Below are 16,390 nucleotides of genomic sequence, written 5' to 3'. Positions count from 1 at the left end.
TGGAGGTGACAAGTTGGCAAATCCAATACGAGTATTGGTGGCAAAACCGGGTCTTGATGGTCACGACCGAGGAGCCTTGGTTGTGGCTCAAGGGTTACGGGATGAAGGCATGGAGGTTATTTATACGGGACTGCGACAGACGCCAGACCAAATTGCGGCGGTCGCAGTGCAAGAAGATGTTGCCTGCGTCGGCCTCTCGTCGCTGTCTGGAGCGCACATGGATTTATTTCCAGAGGTCGTGCAGGCTTTGCGCGCAAGAGGAGCCGGAGACATTCTCGTGATCGGCGGCGGAGTCATTCCCGAACAAGACATTCCTCTGCTTAAGCAGTCTGGTATTGCTGAGATATTTACACCGGGTTCGAGCATACACGGCATGGCAGAATACATTCGGCAGCACGTGGCGAAGGCATCAGTCTTGCCGCCCTTGACGGGGCGCATTGACCACATTGGCATCGCCGTAGACTCTATCGCCAAGTCCATTGCATTCTATACTGAACATCTCGGTCTTCCGCTGGTTCACGAGGAGACGATTCCAGACGATCACGTTAAGGTCGCATTTCTTCAAGCCGGCGAGACGTTTTTGGAGCTTTTGGAACCTCTGTCAGAAGCGAGCGCGGTGGCTACGTTTCTCAAGAAACGTGGGCCAGGAATGCATCACATCGCTTACGAAGTGGATAGTGTCGAAGAGGCACTCCTGCGCGCCCAGAACGCTGGCTACCGGCTGTTGGACGAAAAACCGAGGCGAGGTGGGCATGGCAAGCTCATCGGATTTGTCCATCCTGCAGCTTCAAACGGGGTGTTGACAGAGTACTGTCAAAGGATAAAGGAGCATGCACAATGATGGAGCGAAAGTTGACAGAGTTGGATGACAAACGCCGGAAAATTCAGCTTGGAGGCGGCGACAAACGCATCCTTCAGCAACACGAGAAAGGCAAATATACGGCCCGCGAACGCATCGAGATGCTTTTAGACGAAGGGTCCTTCCGAGAGTTGTTCGCTTTTGCTCACACGCGAGCGCCGTATCTGGGGATGGACTCCATCGATGCTCCAGGGGAGGGAGTAGTCACTGGCTACGGAACCGTCGACGGACGCAAAGTATACATCTTTGCGCAAGACTTTACGGTCTTTGGCGGAGCGCTCGGTGAGGTGCATGCACGAAAAATCGCCAACGTGATGGACATGGCGGTAGCAACGGGATCGCCCATTATCGGTTTGAATGACTCTGGAGGGGCGCGTATTCAGGAAGGCGTAGTGTCACTCGACGGGTATGGTCATGTATTTTATCGAAATGCGATTTATTCTGGGGTTATTCCGCAAATCTCTATTATTATGGGACCGTGTGCTGGTGGAGCAGTCTACTCTCCGGCGATTACCGACTTCATTTTCATGGTTGAAGGGACCAGTCAAATGTTTATCACTGGTCCGAAAGTCATTGAAACGGTCACCGGTGAAAAAATCACAAGCGAAGAACTGGGTGGCGCACGCGTGCAAGAAGCCGTCAGCGGGGTGGCACATTTTTCTTCTCCTTCGGAAGAAGAGGCGTTGGCGGAAGTGCGACGTTTGCTCAGCTTCTTGCCGTCATCGCACTCGGAAAAGCCGCCGACGGTGCCTTATGCGGGCTCATGGGAACCGGATGAGTCGATTCTCGAACTCATTCCAGATGAAGGGTCGAAAGTCTACGATGTCAAAGACATCATTGGCCGACTCGTCGATGATGGAGATTTTTTCGAGGTACAAAAGCTCTTTGCACGAAATGCTGTGGTCGGCTTTGGACGAATTGGTGGGCGTGTGGTTGGGCTCATAGCCAATCAACCCAAATTCATGGCGGGTGGACTGGACATTGACTCGTCCGACAAAGTGGCGCGGTTTATTCGGTTTTGTGATTCCTTTCAAATTCCACTCATCACCCTGGAAGATGTTACCGGATTTATTCCTGGAGTAAAACAGGAACTCGGTGGCATCATTCGCCACGGCGCGAAAATTCTCTACGCGTACTCGGAGGCCACGGTCCCGAAAATTACGGTGATTCTTCGCAAGGCGTACGGCGGTGCGTATGTCGCGATGAACAGTAAAGCGATTGGCGCCGACTTAGTGTATGCATGGCCAGCATCCGAAATTGCGGTCATGGGACCCGAAGGAGCAGCCAATATCATTTATGCCAAAGAAATTGCCGCGGCAGAGAATCCGGAACAAGCTCGGTCTCTGCGAATTCAAGAATATCGCGAAAAGGTTGCGAATCCTTACGTCGCCGCAGGGGCGGGAATGGTAGACGATGTCATCGACCCACGCGAAACAAGGCGACTTCTCTTTGAAGGGCTCGAGTTACTAGAACACAAGCAAGAAGCGCGCCCGCAGCGAAAACACGGAAACATTCCGTTGTAAGTGCGCCCTTTCTTCGACGACCGAATGGCTAACAAGACGAGTGTCGGGCGTCAACGTGCCAGTCAGTGCATCGCTTGTTTACAAAGGAGTGTGGACGGTTCATGGACATGAATGCGGAGTGGATTGAAAGAACGTTTCTGGAATTGGTGCAAATATCGAGCCACTCTCTCGAAGAAGGTCGGATGGCGCAGCGTTGCCAAAAAGAGTTGGCTGAACTGGGGTTTTCTATAACGTTTGACCAAGCGGGAGAACAACTTGGAGGCGAGACGGGAAATTTGATTGCCACGTTGCCGGGAGATTCGTCCCTTCCTAAAGTGCTGCTGGCAGCGCATATGGACACCGTTCAACCCGGTCGGGGGGTCAGCCCCCGCGTAGACGCTGGAGTCGTGCATAGTGACGGATCGACCGTTTTAGGTGCCGACGACAAGGCGGGCGTGACTGCAATTTTGTCTGCCGTGCGATACATTGTTCAGAATCGCGTGCCGCATGGACAAATTCAGGTTGTGCTGACCATCGCCGAGGAGATTGGGCTGCAGGGAGCCCGCCATTTGGATATGAGTCTAATCCACTCGGACGTAGGGCTGTCGCTGGACTCGGGTGGAGCGATTGGCACCATTCCTGTTGCCGGACCTACTCAGGTCAAGTGGGAAGCGACCTTTGTTGGCAAGTCGGCGCATGCGGGTGTAGCTCCGGAACGAGGCATCTCGGCCATTCGGGTTGCCGCGCGTGCGGTCGCGCAGATGCCGCACGGGCGGATTGATGAAGAGACGACCGTCAACATTGGCAGTTTTGTCGGAGAGAGCCCGACCAACGTCGTCGCCGAACGCGCTCGCTTGCTCGGGGAAATTCGCAGCCGAAATGCTGAGAAACTGGAGAAAATCATTCATCAGATGCAACAAGTCTTTGAGGCGACAGCTGCCGAGAACGCGGCACGCGTGGAATTTCGTCACCAGAAAATGTATGATGGCTTTCGATATGGTTCCGACTCTCCGGCGCGCCAGCGGATTGAAGCCGCGATGCAGAGGTTGGGGCATCAACCAGTGCCTGTAGAAGTTGGTGGTGGTAGCGATGCAAATATTTTGTCGGCCGCAGGTCTGCCCATTTTGAACATTGGCATCGGGTATGAAGAGATACACTCGACATCAGAGATGATTCGTCTTGAGGATATTGTGGAGGCTGCGAAAATCGCCACGACTTTCTGTACCTTAGAGGCCGGAGAGAAGTTGAGTTCTGATGGACAGTAACAGATGCGGCGGTCCTTCGCACCCAGAAGGAGAGACGTTGCTTCATACAGACCGCCTCTATTCGGGGCGAATCATCGACTTGGACCGCCTTCAGGTACAATTACCGAACGGCCGGGTGACCGACCGAGAAGTCGTGCGGCATCCAGGAGCCGTCGCCGTTTTAGCAGAGCCCAGCCCCGACCACTTGCTTCTTGTCCGACAATACCGCACGGCGCCCAATTGCTTTCTATGGGAACTGCCCGCCGGCAAATTAGAGGCAGGCGAAGACCCGACATCAGCCGCGATGCGTGAACTGCTGGAAGAGACCGGGTACGCCGCGCAATCGGTACACTTAATCCATGACTTTTACACGTCTCCTGGTTTTGCTGATGAACGGATTTGGTTGTTTCGAGCAGATTCGCTTCTACCATCTCAGCAGAAACTAGACGAGGATGAATTTCTCGCGGTCTCTATTTTTCCGCGGGAAGAAATCTTGCGTTTTCTTGAGCACGGGGAACTTCAAGATGCAAAAACTCTTGTTGGTATCTATGCTTGGCTGGCTATGCGCCGAGACGAATAAGCCCTTGATTCAGATGGGTCAAAGGGATGCATAGGTACTCTATACAAGCCTCTTCGGGCATAAAGTCTATCACCATCTCATAGATTGTGTCATGTACCTTCGAACGAGGTTCGTAGGAATGCAGACCTCTCTGTGAAAGGATGGTCGATCCCGATGACGCGTGATTGGCATTCGACTCGACTCATGGCCGTTGATTCTAAAGCCAATCCGGCTGCGAGACTCCACTTGTGGGGGAAATTTCTGCAGCGCGAGTGGAATGTGACCGTATTCTTGATGGCAGTGTCTGTGTGTGGTCTTCTTTTTGGAGGAATTGTTGCAGGGCAACTGTCTCCGGCAGAATCGTTTGTCTTAGTCAATCGGGTTCAAAGTCTCCTATCGGCCATACACACCCATCAGTTTCCGCCGAGCCAAGACGTTCTGTGGCAACGGTTGATTTCTGATGGTCGATTGCTGGCCTTGTTGTGGGTCTTGGGTCTTTCCGTGATTGGAATACCCTTTATTCTGGTGACGCTGTTTCTTCGAGCCTTTTCCATCGGATTCGCAATTGGATTCACAGTTCTCCATTTTGGGTGGAATGGGTTGTGGATTTCAATTTTGGGAATATTTACTCATCAATTTCTCGCTTATACCACCCTTCTCATCGCAGCTCTCATCGCTATTCGCTTCTCTATGCACATTCTTCGGCAGTCTTTCGCCCTACCAAGTTTATTGTTGCGCGTCTTCCGCTATACAGGTGCTTTTGTGGCATGCTTGGGCGGACTCGCTGTCGCCGACTTTGTCCAAATTTTTATTGCGCCACATCTTCTCGTAGGGCTGCTCCATTGAATACAATAAAAGAGAATACCGTTAAATCATCATCAAATCGTCCGTTGCCACTGTACCCCATATCAAAGGGCCCCGCGGTCGTTTAGGAGAGAATCATGGCGTGGTGAGTTCTAGATTTACCGATATCAATGAAAGTTTTGTTTGCGTTCAGTGCGGAGAAGCCGTGCTCCCATCCCATAAGTCCTGCCGAAATCATTGCCCGCACTGCTTACATTCGGTGCATTTAGATGTCTATCCGGGAGACCGCTCTGCCGACTGCGGTGGATTGATGAAGCCTATCGAAATTGTCTATCACTCGAAAAAAGGATACCAAGTGGTGCATCAATGCGAACGATGCAATGCTCTTTCAAAAAACATTCTCGATTTTGACGATCCGCTCCAGCCAGATTCTCTGGAAGCGGCTATGGACATCTTTCGGCGCAAGGGATAATATGGGTCTTTTCCCGACGAGAAGTAGGGGGCCCGATTGACCGGGCAAAGTGCCGAAACGGAGGAGGAATTCGAGTGCGGCCCCATTCGTTCTTTCGAGAGTTTCTGGACATGATTCTGTTTTTCTCGTTTCTGACTGTGCTGATTCTCCTCATCGTGCACCTGTCCAGAGTGTTTCAAAAACTGCCTCTACTGCCTCGGAATCGCCTTCCATCGCCACCCTACATTGCGGTCTTTGCATCTCATGCGGCACATGGGTATTCTGTAGATTGGACAGCCATTGGGGAAAATATCCTCAACACCATTCGCTTTGGACTTTTCATTCATTAATGGAAAAGATTCTAACGGGAATGACTTCAAGGCGTCGATTGAATGGATGGGAGGTCTTTTCATGACAGAACGTCGCTTTGTCTGGATTGTTCTGGACAGTGTCGGTTGTGGGGCAGCCCCGGACGCCGCTCATTATGGAAAAGCGGACGTGGCGTCGAATACGTTAAAGCATGTGGCACAAGCTGTGCACGGACTGCACGTTCCCAATTTACAGCGGATCGGACTTGGAAACATTGAGGACATTCCGGGCGTGGCGCCCAATCAAGCCACTCCCTGTGCTTATGGGAAAATGCGGGAGCAATCGCACGGGAAAGACACGACCAACGGTCACTGGGAATTCGTTGGCGTCGTCTTAGAGAAGGACTTGCCCGTCTACCCGCATGGATTCCCGGCAGAGGTCATGGATGCGTTCGAGCGTTCCATCGGTCGCAAAGCGCTCTGTAACAAACCGATGTCAGGAACGGCAGTCATCGAATTGTATGGGCCGGAACACGAGCTGACAAAATGTCCGATTGTGTATACTTCCGCTGACAGCGTATTTCAGATTGCGGCCCATGAGGATATTGTTCCGCTCACGCTTCTGTATGAGTGGTGTGAGAAGGCTAGAAGCATTTTGGTTGGAGAACACGGTGTGGGTAGGGTCATTGCCCGGCCGTTTCAGGGTCAGTCTGGACATTATGTGCGTACGACCCATCGGAGAGACTACTCTTTGAATTTTGGAAGAACCGTGCTGAACGAGCTTGCGGACCGTGACATCAAGGTAGTCGGTCTTGGTAAAATTCACGATATCTACGGTGGTTCAGGCATCACGGACGCGATTCATACAGAGGGTAATGTGGACGGCATGCACCGCTTAATCGAGACGTTGGGTAACGTGCGGTCTGGTCTTGTCTATATCAACCTAGTGGATTTCGATTCTCTCTATGGCCATCGTAACGACCCAGTCGGGTTTGCTCGGGCCATTGAACAATTCGACGTACAGTTGCGGGAAGTTCTGGACACTTTGACAGAACACGATTTACTTTGCATTACCGCAGACCATGGCTGTGACCCGACCACAGAAGGAACGGATCACACGCGCGAATGGGTTCCTCTCCTGTTGTGGTCGAAATTGTTGACAGGTATCGTCCCTCTCGGCGATAGGTCTACATTTGCCGATCTCGGTGCCACGCTTGCAGAATATTTTTCTGTCCCGCCCATTGGACCGGGGACAAGCATGTTGCCTCTGTTGGCAGATTGTTTGCCTTCTCTTCGCGCATGAGACATACCGCTACACCCCCATACTGAGCATGGGGGTGATACAAGATGCCAAAAGGGGTTCGCTGTTTGGTCGAAGAATGTAAGTATCACGAACGCGATGCATGTATGGCGCCCGAGATTGAAATCGGTACTACGGGCAATGCCATTGTTGGGACGTCGCGCGGGACGATGTGTGCCACTTATGTGTACCGAGACTTTAAGCCTCAAGACAAAACACATTCTCCGGACGCTCTACTTCCCATCCATTAACCCATAAGAATGGCGTAGCAAGCTGTGTTGCGGAGCAAAGACGAGGGACCTACGCCTCGTCTTTTTGCGTCGAAATTATTTTCATATTCCCATGGCCTTAGCGCACACTACTTCTTGATACGAGGGACAGGTCTTGTTGAGGGAGGGGCATTAAACCGATGAACTCAGGGAAGCGCATGATGCCAATAGCTTTTGCGGGAATTCTGTTATCCGGTGTGACAGTCGACCTTATCGGTAAACCGACTGCATTTGCAGATGTCTCCCAGCCGACGGTTTCAGAGACAGCCCATTTGGGACCACTGCAGAGGATGAGCGTCGAGAAGGTGGAACCACAATCCCCTGCATTGGCGAAACAAGCACGCTCGGCGGTGATTATGGAACCTGCCACTGGCAAAGTTCTGTTTGCTAAGAACGAACACACGCGGATGCCAATGGCGAGTATTACCAAAATCATGACTATGCTACTCGTCATGGAGGCTGTCGATAGTGGTAAATTAAAGTTGACAGACCGCGTTCGTGCCAGTGACTATGCGGCTAGCATGGGAGGGTCTCAAATCTTTCTCGAATCTGGGGAAGAGATGACCGTTCAAGATCTTATGAAAGGTATTGCCATGGCTTCTGCGAACGATGCTTGCGTCGCTTTGGCTGAGCATTTGTCAGGGACCGTCGACAATTTTGTCATGCGCATGAACGCGCGAGCTGCGAGTCTAGGTATGAAAGACACACATTTTGCGAATTGTAACGGGCTGCCTGCCGCCAACCACTACTCTTCCGCTTACGATATAGCCTTGATGACAAGAGCTTTGCTTGAGCACCCGCAAATCACGACATGGACATCCATATACAGTGATTACCTCCGCAAAGAGTCGGCACGGCCGCTGTGGTTGGTCAATACAAACAAGTTAGTGCGTTTCTATGACGGCTTGGATGGGATGAAAACCGGATATACGTCCGAAGCAAAATACTGCTTGTCCGCTACTGCGAAAAAACACGGGATGAGAATGATTGCGGTCGTCCTCGGGGAACCAAAGCCGACCGTGCGAAATGGTGAAGTGACGTCCATGTTGAACTGGGCGTTTGCGCAGTACGAGTTTCGTTCGCTCTATAAACGCGGAGACATTGTTGGTCAATGTCCAGTGAAAGGAGGCAGAGAGAGGGTCGTTGCAGGCATGGTCAATGCCCCCGTGGGGGCCATCCTTGAAAGGGGCCAAAATGCTGCGATTGAAAAGACGGTTGTCTGGAACGAAGTGCGTAGCCCTATCAAAAAAGGTGATCGCATCGGCACGCTGAATGTGAAGGTGTCCGACAGATGGGTTGGACATTATCCAATCTTTGCTGTACGAGATGTCGAGAAGGCGACCCTGATGTATCGAGTGGGGCGCGCTTTTCAATCATTTTTCAGTTTCGGTAAGACACCTTAGCCCTGTTGTCGAACAGCAGAGATTTCTGGCGATTCAAAAAGAAAAATCTTATTTCACCGGAAATGGTCTGTGACCATCCATCGAGAAAAACACCCATCGAGAAAACCACCAAACGAGCGAACAGGGGACCGTCGATGCGTCCCCATGCCCAGCTCCTAAAGTTCTCGTCTTATTTCAATTCAATGGCTAGTCTCGCCCGTCACTTTGCGACCCGTGGTTGGATGGACTCAGGAGACTGTTCGCATGGCTAATTGGATGACCGGAGCGGTGATTAAATCTGTGTCCGGACCATAGGCTTCTCTCAGCCATTGGAGCTGGTAGTGTACTAATTCTCCATATAACTCATCTCGGTCTGGTCCGAGGCAATCCATTGACTTGGTCAACTCTTCGAATGCAGAGGGCATGTTGCCAGTCTCTTTGTAAATTTGTGCTTGGAGGAAGTGTAGTTGGCAGAGAATGGTCGAATTGCTTCCGACCAGTTCGCGAGCTGCGGCTACATCTGCCGCTGCCTGTTCAATTTGCCCTAAGGCCAGATAGACTTCGGCTCTTTCGGTACGAGCATTCGCCAGCCGCATCGGATCGCGCATCGTCTCCTTAGCATCGACGATACCAGACAAGTAGAGCAGAGCGGCATCAAACCTCTTTGCGGAGCGCAGGGTGTAGGCATGATTGACCTGGCATTGGCGAAGTCCGCGTTCTTGATTCGACGCTTCATACATCTGCATCGCCAATTGGTTGTATTTTAGCGCTTCGTCAAATTTGCCCATCTCAGTGAGACAGTAGGCCAAACCATGGTAAGCTTTAGCCAAATCAGAAGACACTCCAAACTCCTTCGCCAGTACTTCGACGAGTTTGTACTCGTGATAGGCATTTGTGTAATCCATATGGTCAAGATAGAGGCGGGAAAGATTCGCGTGTAACTTGAGACTGACGGGCATTTTCAAGTCTGGATAATTTTGCAGAAGGAAGCAGCCTCTCGTCCAATACATTTGAGCCACAGACATGCGCTTGCGTCGGCGCTCTAGATTGCCCATGTTGTAGTATGCGTGAACGGCAGATGCGATATCTTCACGCTCAATGGATACCTGGACCACCATTTCGTAGGCTTCACAGGCTTTCTCAATTTGATTGAGCTTTGCATAGCAATCTGCGAGTAGCTGGTGCACGTTGTCTGCCTTGACTTGGCCGTCTCCGTGCTCAATCAATTGTTCTAAAATTTCTATGGCTTGCTCGTACTTCTCTTGGTCTATCAGCATTCGCGCTTTGCGCAAATATTGCATAAAATCGGTTAATGGATGGACGGTTGCATGCAAATCCTCCACGCGAACCCCTAACCGCTCTGCTAATTGTTCTACCAATTTTCCGCTTGGCAGTGCTCGATTGGATTCAATTTGGCTAATCATGCTCGAAGTGACGAGGCCTTCCGCCAATTCTTGCTGCGTCATCCCTTTCGAACGACGATGGTATCTCAAAGCATCCCCGATATTAGTCATGATTTTCCTCCTAGCGTGTTTCCTAGATTGTACTATAAATTCTCATTCTTTGCTGCGGAATTTTTGTCGGATGCTCGTGACTTTCAGGAGCTTTTGTCGACGAGCAGGAACCGTCTCTCGCGATTCGAATACGTAGACTTGAAACCTGCTGGCGAAAGGAAGAGTTCAATTGAGTGTAGAAACATTGGTGCATCAGGAAGTGTTGGTGGTAAGGCTGCACGGAGACTTAGACCATCATTCCGTTGAAAGCATCCGAAGCGAAGTAGAGAAAGCCCTCACCCTGGGGGGATACCGAGCACTCGTCATGTCTTTTGCGAGCATCGATTTCATGGATAGCAGCGGGATCGGATTGATTCTAGGAAGATACAAGAAGCTAAAAGAGATGCGCGGCGCGATGGCCTTGTGTGAAATCAATCCATCGTTAGAGAAAATTTTGAAAATGTCGGGCGTATACAGAGTTCTTCCCGTGTTTCCATCCGAACGAGAAGCTTTGGCGCACGTGAAAGGGGTGTTGTGACTTGTCAAGCCGGGTGAGTCCGTCCGTTGCTGTGGAAAATTATATTCGCCTGCAGTTTCCGAGCAAGTCTGAGAATGAATCATTTGCACGAGTTGCCGTGGCCTCTTTTGTCGCACAGTTGGACCCAACTTTGGAGGAATTGACGGAGATTAAGACCGCAGTTTCGGAAGCTGTTACCAACGCCATCATTCACGGCTACGAAAATTCGTTTGGAGAAGTACGTATAGAGTGTTCCATTCTCGACCATACCGTAAAAATCACCATAGAAGATGATGGTGCAGGAATCGAAGATATTTCTGTGGCTCGCCAGCCTCTTTATACGTCCAGACCGGATTTGGAACGTAGTGGAATGGGGATGACCATCATGGAAACATTCATGGATTTGATGGAGCTCGAATCGTCCCCAGGCTGTGGTACACGCGTGACACTGGTGAAAACTGTGGGAGATGACCCTTCCCAGCAACCGTCATAGGGGAATAGACATGATGGAACAGTCGAAGGATACATCTCAAAAGAGAGTGAAACTGTCTGACGAAGAGGTTCGTCACCTCATTCATTGCAGTCAGTCCGGAGACACAGCGTCTCGAGACACGCTGGTGCTCGGTAATCAGCGTTTGGTGTGGGCTGTGGTTCAACGTTTTCTCAATCGGGGGTATGACCCAGAAGACTTATTCCAGATTGGATGCATTGGACTCATGAAGGCCATCGACAAGTTTGATTTGAGCTACGACGTGAAATTTTCGACCTATGCTGTGCCGATGATTATTGGTGAAATCCAGCGCTTTCTGCGTGACGACAGTACCGTCAAAGTGAGCCGAAGCTTAAAGGAAACTGCAAAAAAAATCCGGCATGTACGCGATGAATTGGCAAAAACTTTGGGCAGGCAACCGCATATTGCGGAATTGGCCAAAGAGATGGACTTAGAGCCGTCGGAAGTCGTCTTTGCGCAAGAGGCGCTTCGGACTCCAGCCTCGATTCATGAGACGGTCTTCGAAAACGATGGCGATCCGATTTATCTCATGGACCAAATTGCAGACGAGGAGAACTCCGAATGGTTTGACCGCCTGGCGTTACATGAAGTCTTGAATCGATTGCCGGAACGCGAACGATTTATCGTTTATATGCGCTTTTTCCGAGACAAGACACAATCGGATGTGGCGAGTCTTCTCGGAATTTCCCAAGTTCAGGTGTCGCGATTGGAAAAGCGCATTCTGCAACAAATTCGTCAGCAACTCGAGTAAACACATCGCATCCACAACCAATCCGTCAGCAACTGGAGTAAACAGCGCCGGATCGACCGATGAAATACTCGCTGAAGTGAAAACACTTCAGCGAGTATTTTTTTACCACGACAAAGATGCGTGTCGGGCTGACAAACCGGACACAATACGTACAGGGAATGACAGGGGAGGTATGTGCGTGACGACCGCAACTCGAGACGAGCGAACTCAGTACCAAGCAAAAATCAAGAATCACCGACCAGCGAGACCGATTTTCCTCAATACGGTTCGCGCCTTTTTGATTGGAGGACTAATTTGTGAAATCGGACAAGTGGTGCAATGGTGTTTTTATCGATTTGCACACTTCTCCATTCAAGATTCGGGTAACCCAACGGTAGCCGTACTCATCTTTGCATCGGCCACTCTGACGGCTCTGGGAGTGTACGATAAATTCGCGAGTTGGGCGGGTGCCGGTTCAGCCGTTCCGGTGACTGGTTTTGCCAATACCATTGCATCTGCTGCCATGGAACATCGCTCCGAGGGTCTTGTCTCGGGAATTGGTGGGAACATGTTTAAATTAGCTGGCCCCGTCATCACTTATGGCGTGGTAGCTGCATTTTTCGTGTCCCTGATACACTACCTGGTGGTTCATGTGGCATGAGGAGAGATTCGTGGTGACAAAGTTAGGCCGACAATCTTGGTCCTTTGAACGTCCTATTGCACTTCGCGCCGTTGGAACTGTGGCTGGTCAATTGGAAAGTGAGGGACCACTGCAGAGTTTCTTTGATGTGAAACATACTAATGACCGCCTAAACGGAGAGACATGGGAAAAGAGCGAGCAACTGTTCTTTCAGCAGGCTACTGAAGTTGCGTTGCAAAAAGCAGACCTGCGACCGGAACAAGTCGGGATGGTCGTCGGAGGCGACTTGAGCGCACAGTTGACTTCCTTTTACATGGGCTTGAAAGAAATGCCAATTCCGATGTTGGGTGTCTATAGTGCATGCGCGACCATTTGTGAAGCACTGATTATCGCTGGTATGTTGGTGGAACATGGCTACGCGGAGTATGCCGTTGCAGGAACGTCTAGCCACACGAGCGCTGCCGAGCGTCAATTTCGATATCCGACCGAATATGGGGTGCAAAAACCGCCAACTGCTCAGCGGACGGTTTCCGGTTCGGGAGTGGCCGTGCTTGGTGGAAGTCCTCAGGACATCGTGATGACGCATGCGACCATCGGTCGAATTGTCGACTTCGGAGTGACCAGTCCATGGGAAATGGGTGCGGCCATGGCACCTGCAGCGTTGGATACACTGGTTAGGCATTTCGCCGATACGGGTCGATCTCCAGCCGATTACGACTGCATAGCCACCGGAGATCTCGGCCACATTGGTCATCAGATTTTACGCGAAATGCTCGAAGAGCGCGGGTTTTCTCATTTAACTCAACTGACGGACTGCGGTATGCTCATCTATTCGCCACACCAATCCGAAGTATTTTCCGGCGGAAGTGGCGGCGCCTGTTGTTCACTCGTCACGTTCGGTTATCTGCTGCACGAGTTAAAGCAAGGCAAATATCGACGAATTCTCGTCAGTGCCACCGGTGCTCTCCTTTCCTCCGTCAGCGCACAACAAGGCCAATCGATTCCTGGCATATCCCACGCCATCGTCCTCGAGCGAAAGGAGGCAAGCTCCTGATGAGTCCGTGGATATTCTTATTCGCATTCTTGGTGGGAGGTGGAATTTGCGCCGTTGGTCAACTCATTTTAGACTTCACAAAACTCACGCCTGGTCACATTATGGTGATTCTCGTCGTGAGCGGAGCGATTTTGGATGGTTTAGGGTTGTACGATCCACTCATCCGCTTTGCTGGTGCAGGTGCCACCGTTCCCATCACATCCTTTGGCAATGCGCTCGTACATGGCGCTCTGTTGGAAGCGAAAACGCACGGTTTGATTGGGATCATCACGGGAATTTTTGAGGTGACGAGTGCAGGCATTTCGGCAGCCATCGTCTTCGGTTTCTTGGCGGCGGCATTGTCCAGGCCACGCGGATGACAGCGGATCGTAAAAACGATGGTGGCGGTCGGCGCAGGGTGATTGTCGTGACGGACGGAGACAGTTTGGCACGGCGGGCGCTCCAAATGGCAGCGCGAAGAACCGGGTGCCGCCTCATTTCACGCAGTGCCGGCAATCCCACGCCACTGGGTGGTGTGGAGTTAGTCGAACTGATTCAGAGCGCCCGGTACGACCCGGTTATCGTCATGTTTGACGACAATGGGGATGCTTCTCAGAGTCACGCCGAACAAGCACTGAGTGTTTTGCTGACGCATCCTCAAATGGACGTCATCGGTGTTGTGGCAGTTGCTTCCCACACCGAGGGCGCCGTCGGAACCGCTGTCGATTTTTCTATTACGGCTGGTGGACAGTTGGTGCAGACAGCGGTCGACAAAGAGGGAGAGCCCGTTGCTGGCTATATCTTGTGCGGAGACACCGTGGACATTTTGGAGCGGTACACCATCCCGGTCATTGTTGGAGTCGGTGACATCGGGAAAATGAATGGGCGGGATGCGCCAGAGCGTGGTAGCCCCATATCGACGGCAGCCATTCAGGCCATTTTAAAGCGCGGCAAAGTTGGATTACAGGAGTCGCGTTAAAAGAGCCCACAACCCCAGGGAAACGGAGGCATATGTTGTAGCAAGGATTCTAGGAGGTGAACCGATGATCTCTATGTTGATGTTCCTTCCTCGCCTGTTTCGATACTTTGGCATGTTTCAAACGTTCATTGGCGTGGTGCGCCCGGTCTGGCCACACTTAAGCCGTTTTTGGCGTCGGCAGCCCAGCGCCGCATTGTCTTGATGAGGCGACGAGTGCTGTATCTGCTTTGCGAGCATCCTCTCTCCAGCCTATACTGGTCTTCAGGGCTGGAAGAGAGGGGGAGTGTCGCGTGGATCAAAATAATGTGCGGCCGCCATCTTTATACATACCGAGTCCAGATGTGGTGGAGCGACGACATATACGATACTTGCGCTTTGGGGATCACGGTGGTTGGCAAGGTGCCCTTAATTTGAAACATCCCTTGAGTCCCGTGTTTGCCTATCAGCGCGCTTTTCAATTCATACTTGAGTCGCTGGACCGACCTGTTACGGATTTCTTGTCACTGGGTGTGGGGACTGGCACAGCGCTCAGAAGTGTTCAACATCAGTTTCCGTTCGCAACGTTGACTGGGGTGGATATTCGACAAGACGTGATTCAGAAAGCCATCACTTTATTTGGAGCACCGACACAAGAGCAAGCTGCCTATTTTGTGAACGATGCTTTTGTCTTTCTTCAACAATCGAAATCAGTGTATGATTTGACGTTTGTCGATGTGTATCTTGCCAATTCCATGCACCCAACGATTCTCCGCCACTCTTTCCTAACTGCTTTGCGGGAACGACTTACTCCGAATGGTTACGCGATTTTCAATCTCATCGGTTATTTTCCGCCGCGAGGGCCACTGCGCCGATTTGTGGAAGATTCCTCGCGACTTTTTTCTTACGTGCACGTTCTGCCTGTAGGCGCGCCGCTCATAGAACAAAACACGCTCTACATTCTATCATGCGCGAATCATCCGCTGACCCTGACTGCTCTTCACACGCGCAATGGCTCGTGCCGCTGGAAGAGCGCCGTCGAACGAAAGATATGGTCTCTGCGCGGCCGTGTCTATACGAAAACTCACCCTTTTTCGCAACGACGATGAAGGTCTATGTACCGTCCAGTATTCCTTTTCTTGACCAATTTTTCATCCATTCGGTATAATCAACCGCGTAGGGGGACAGCTATGTGTTTGGGAATTTTACGGACCCACTATACATCATTCAAATTTTCGTCATTCTCGCCAGCTTGGTGATTCACGAATTTAGCCATGCTCTTGCTGCAGATTTGTTAGGGGACAAGACGGCTCGCAGAAACGGTCGTTTGACGCTCAATCCTCTCTCTCATCTTCAGCTTCTTGGCATATTGCTCATCTTATTCGGCCCCATCGGCTTTGCAAAACCTGTTCCTTTCAATCCGACGGCACTTCGCTGGCGGCGGGCAGGCATCATTGCGGTTGCTGCGGCAGGTCCCATCTCTAACTTTATTTTGGCGGTGCTCTGCTTGTTGGTTTTGCGTTTTACACCGCTCAGCCCGTATTCGTTTGGCGGTGAAGTGGTCTACATCGGCGTTTATATCAACGTCAGTCTATTCCTCTTTAATTTGATTCCTATTCCACCGCTGGATGGCTCAAGAATCTTGAGAAATATCTTTCCTCCTTCTGCGGAGCGTTTTTTCACTCCTATGGATGTCTACGGGCCCTTTATCTTGTTGTTACTGGTCTTGATTCCGGGCGTGATGAGTTCCATCTACATTCCCTGGATTCAAGCAGTTACGGGAAGTTTGTCTCGCTTGTTTGGTATAGCACCGTAGTCTTGAGAATCACATTG

Annotated in this window: 21 protein-coding genes; 20 read left to right on the top strand and 1 reads right to left on the bottom strand. The window is 51.2% G+C overall.

Annotation, left to right across the window (positions count from 1 at the left end; translation table 11 throughout):
* Positions 1 to 13: 13 nt before the first annotated feature.
* The 10 genes from mce (at position 14) to M4I36_RS02095 (ending at position 8,699) form a co-directional block, all read left to right on the top strand.
* Positions 14 to 841 carry a methylmalonyl-CoA epimerase gene (gene mce / locus M4I36_RS02140; protein ID WP_258109990.1) on the top strand — a complete coding sequence of 276 codons (828 nt, stop codon included), beginning with the start codon at positions 14 to 16 and terminating at the stop codon, positions 839 to 841.
* Positions 841 to 2,382, top strand: a complete 1,542-nt coding sequence (locus M4I36_RS02135; RefSeq protein WP_258110070.1) for an acyl-CoA carboxylase subunit beta — start codon at positions 841 to 843, stop codon at positions 2,380 to 2,382. Before mce ends, M4I36_RS02135 begins: the two co-directional genes overlap by 1 nt.
* 101 nt (positions 2,383 to 2,483) lie before the next feature.
* Entirely contained in the window at positions 2,484 to 3,626 is a 1,143-nt protein-coding gene (locus M4I36_RS02130; RefSeq protein ID WP_258109989.1) for a M20/M25/M40 family metallo-hydrolase, read from the top strand.
* Positions 3,616 to 4,185 (top strand): NUDIX hydrolase, encoded by a 570-nt coding sequence (locus tag M4I36_RS02125; protein ID WP_258109988.1) that lies wholly within the window; start codon positions 3,616 to 3,618, stop codon positions 4,183 to 4,185. Before M4I36_RS02130 ends, M4I36_RS02125 begins: the two co-directional genes overlap by 11 nt.
* A 153-nt stretch (positions 4,186 to 4,338) precedes the next feature.
* Positions 4,339 to 5,010 (top strand): stage II sporulation protein M, encoded by a 672-nt coding sequence (gene spoIIM / locus M4I36_RS02120; RefSeq protein WP_258109986.1) that lies wholly within the window; start codon positions 4,339 to 4,341, stop codon positions 5,008 to 5,010.
* A 103-nt stretch (positions 5,011 to 5,113) separates the two neighbouring features.
* Positions 5,114 to 5,440: an RNHCP domain-containing protein gene (locus tag M4I36_RS02115; protein ID WP_258109985.1), complete on the top strand. Its 327-nt coding sequence runs from the start codon at positions 5,114 to 5,116 to the stop codon at positions 5,438 to 5,440.
* Between the two features lie 74 nt (positions 5,441 to 5,514).
* A complete protein-coding gene (locus tag M4I36_RS02110) occupies positions 5,515 to 5,769 on the top strand; it encodes a hypothetical protein (protein WP_258109984.1) in 255 nt (84 codons plus the stop codon).
* 61 nt (positions 5,770 to 5,830) lie between these two features.
* Positions 5,831 to 7,030 carry a phosphopentomutase gene (locus M4I36_RS02105; RefSeq protein ID WP_258109983.1) on the top strand — a complete coding sequence of 400 codons (1,200 nt, stop codon included), beginning with the start codon at positions 5,831 to 5,833 and terminating at the stop codon, positions 7,028 to 7,030.
* 44 nt (positions 7,031 to 7,074) lie between these two features.
* A complete protein-coding gene (locus M4I36_RS02100; RefSeq protein WP_258109982.1) occupies positions 7,075 to 7,278 on the top strand; it encodes a DUF1540 domain-containing protein in 204 nt (67 codons plus the stop codon).
* Between the two features lie 158 nt (positions 7,279 to 7,436).
* Complete coding sequence (locus M4I36_RS02095; RefSeq protein WP_258109980.1) at positions 7,437 to 8,699, top strand: D-alanyl-D-alanine carboxypeptidase family protein; 1,263 nt, start codon at positions 7,437 to 7,439, stop codon at positions 8,697 to 8,699.
* Between the two features lie 227 nt (positions 8,700 to 8,926).
* On the opposite strand, the gene M4I36_RS02090 is transcribed toward M4I36_RS02095, so the two are convergent.
* Complete coding sequence (locus M4I36_RS02090; protein ID WP_258109978.1) at positions 8,927 to 10,192, bottom strand: tetratricopeptide repeat protein; 1,266 nt, start codon at positions 10,190 to 10,192, stop codon at positions 8,927 to 8,929.
* A gap of 169 nt (positions 10,193 to 10,361) precedes the next feature.
* On the opposite strand from M4I36_RS02090, the gene spoIIAA reads away from it, so the two are divergent.
* The 10 genes from spoIIAA (at position 10,362) to M4I36_RS02040 (ending at position 16,373) form a co-directional block, all read left to right on the top strand.
* The gene (spoIIAA, locus tag M4I36_RS02085; protein ID WP_258109977.1) at positions 10,362 to 10,709 is read left to right on the top strand and encodes an anti-sigma F factor antagonist; all 348 of its coding nucleotides are present in this window, start codon (positions 10,362 to 10,364) and stop codon (positions 10,707 to 10,709) included.
* 1 nt (position 10,710) lies between these two features.
* Positions 10,711 to 11,181 (top strand): anti-sigma F factor, encoded by a 471-nt coding sequence (gene spoIIAB / locus M4I36_RS02080; protein WP_308660959.1) that lies wholly within the window; start codon positions 10,711 to 10,713, stop codon positions 11,179 to 11,181.
* Positions 11,182 to 11,194: 13 nt separating this feature from the next.
* The gene (gene sigF / locus M4I36_RS02075; RefSeq protein ID WP_258110067.1) at positions 11,195 to 11,950 is read left to right on the top strand and encodes an RNA polymerase sporulation sigma factor SigF; all 756 of its coding nucleotides are present in this window, start codon (positions 11,195 to 11,197) and stop codon (positions 11,948 to 11,950) included.
* Positions 11,951 to 12,122: 172 nt separating this feature from the next.
* Positions 12,123 to 12,590 (top strand): stage V sporulation protein AC, encoded by a 468-nt coding sequence (spoVAC, locus tag M4I36_RS02070; RefSeq protein WP_374985206.1) that lies wholly within the window; start codon positions 12,123 to 12,125, stop codon positions 12,588 to 12,590.
* A gap of 13 nt (positions 12,591 to 12,603) precedes the next feature.
* The gene (gene spoVAD / locus M4I36_RS02065) at positions 12,604 to 13,623 is read left to right on the top strand and encodes a stage V sporulation protein AD (protein ID WP_258109975.1); all 1,020 of its coding nucleotides are present in this window, start codon (positions 12,604 to 12,606) and stop codon (positions 13,621 to 13,623) included.
* Positions 13,623 to 13,982, top strand: a complete 360-nt coding sequence (spoVAE, locus tag M4I36_RS02060; RefSeq protein WP_258109974.1) for a stage V sporulation protein AE — start codon at positions 13,623 to 13,625, stop codon at positions 13,980 to 13,982. The genes spoVAD and spoVAE overlap by 1 nt, the downstream gene beginning before the upstream one ends.
* Positions 13,979 to 14,581 (top strand): stage V sporulation protein AE, encoded by a 603-nt coding sequence (locus M4I36_RS02055; protein ID WP_258109973.1) that lies wholly within the window; start codon positions 13,979 to 13,981, stop codon positions 14,579 to 14,581. The genes spoVAE and M4I36_RS02055 overlap by 4 nt, the downstream gene beginning before the upstream one ends.
* A 64-nt stretch (positions 14,582 to 14,645) precedes the next feature.
* On the top strand, positions 14,646 to 14,783 hold the full coding sequence (locus M4I36_RS02050; RefSeq protein WP_258109972.1) for a hypothetical protein: 138 nt from the start codon (positions 14,646 to 14,648) through the stop codon (positions 14,781 to 14,783).
* 88 nt (positions 14,784 to 14,871) lie between these two features.
* The gene (locus M4I36_RS02045) at positions 14,872 to 15,666 is read left to right on the top strand and encodes a spermidine synthase (protein ID WP_258109970.1); all 795 of its coding nucleotides are present in this window, start codon (positions 14,872 to 14,874) and stop codon (positions 15,664 to 15,666) included.
* Between the two features lie 83 nt (positions 15,667 to 15,749).
* A complete protein-coding gene (locus tag M4I36_RS02040) occupies positions 15,750 to 16,373 on the top strand; it encodes a site-2 protease family protein (RefSeq protein WP_258109969.1) in 624 nt (207 codons plus the stop codon).
* Positions 16,374 to 16,390 lie beyond the last annotated feature (17 nt).

The sequence above is a fragment of the Alicyclobacillus sp. SP_1 genome, from assembly GCF_024706985.1.
GTDB lineage: Bacteria > Bacillota > Bacilli > Alicyclobacillales > Alicyclobacillaceae > Alicyclobacillus_I.
This window is presented reverse-complemented; position numbering and strand designations above follow the sequence as displayed.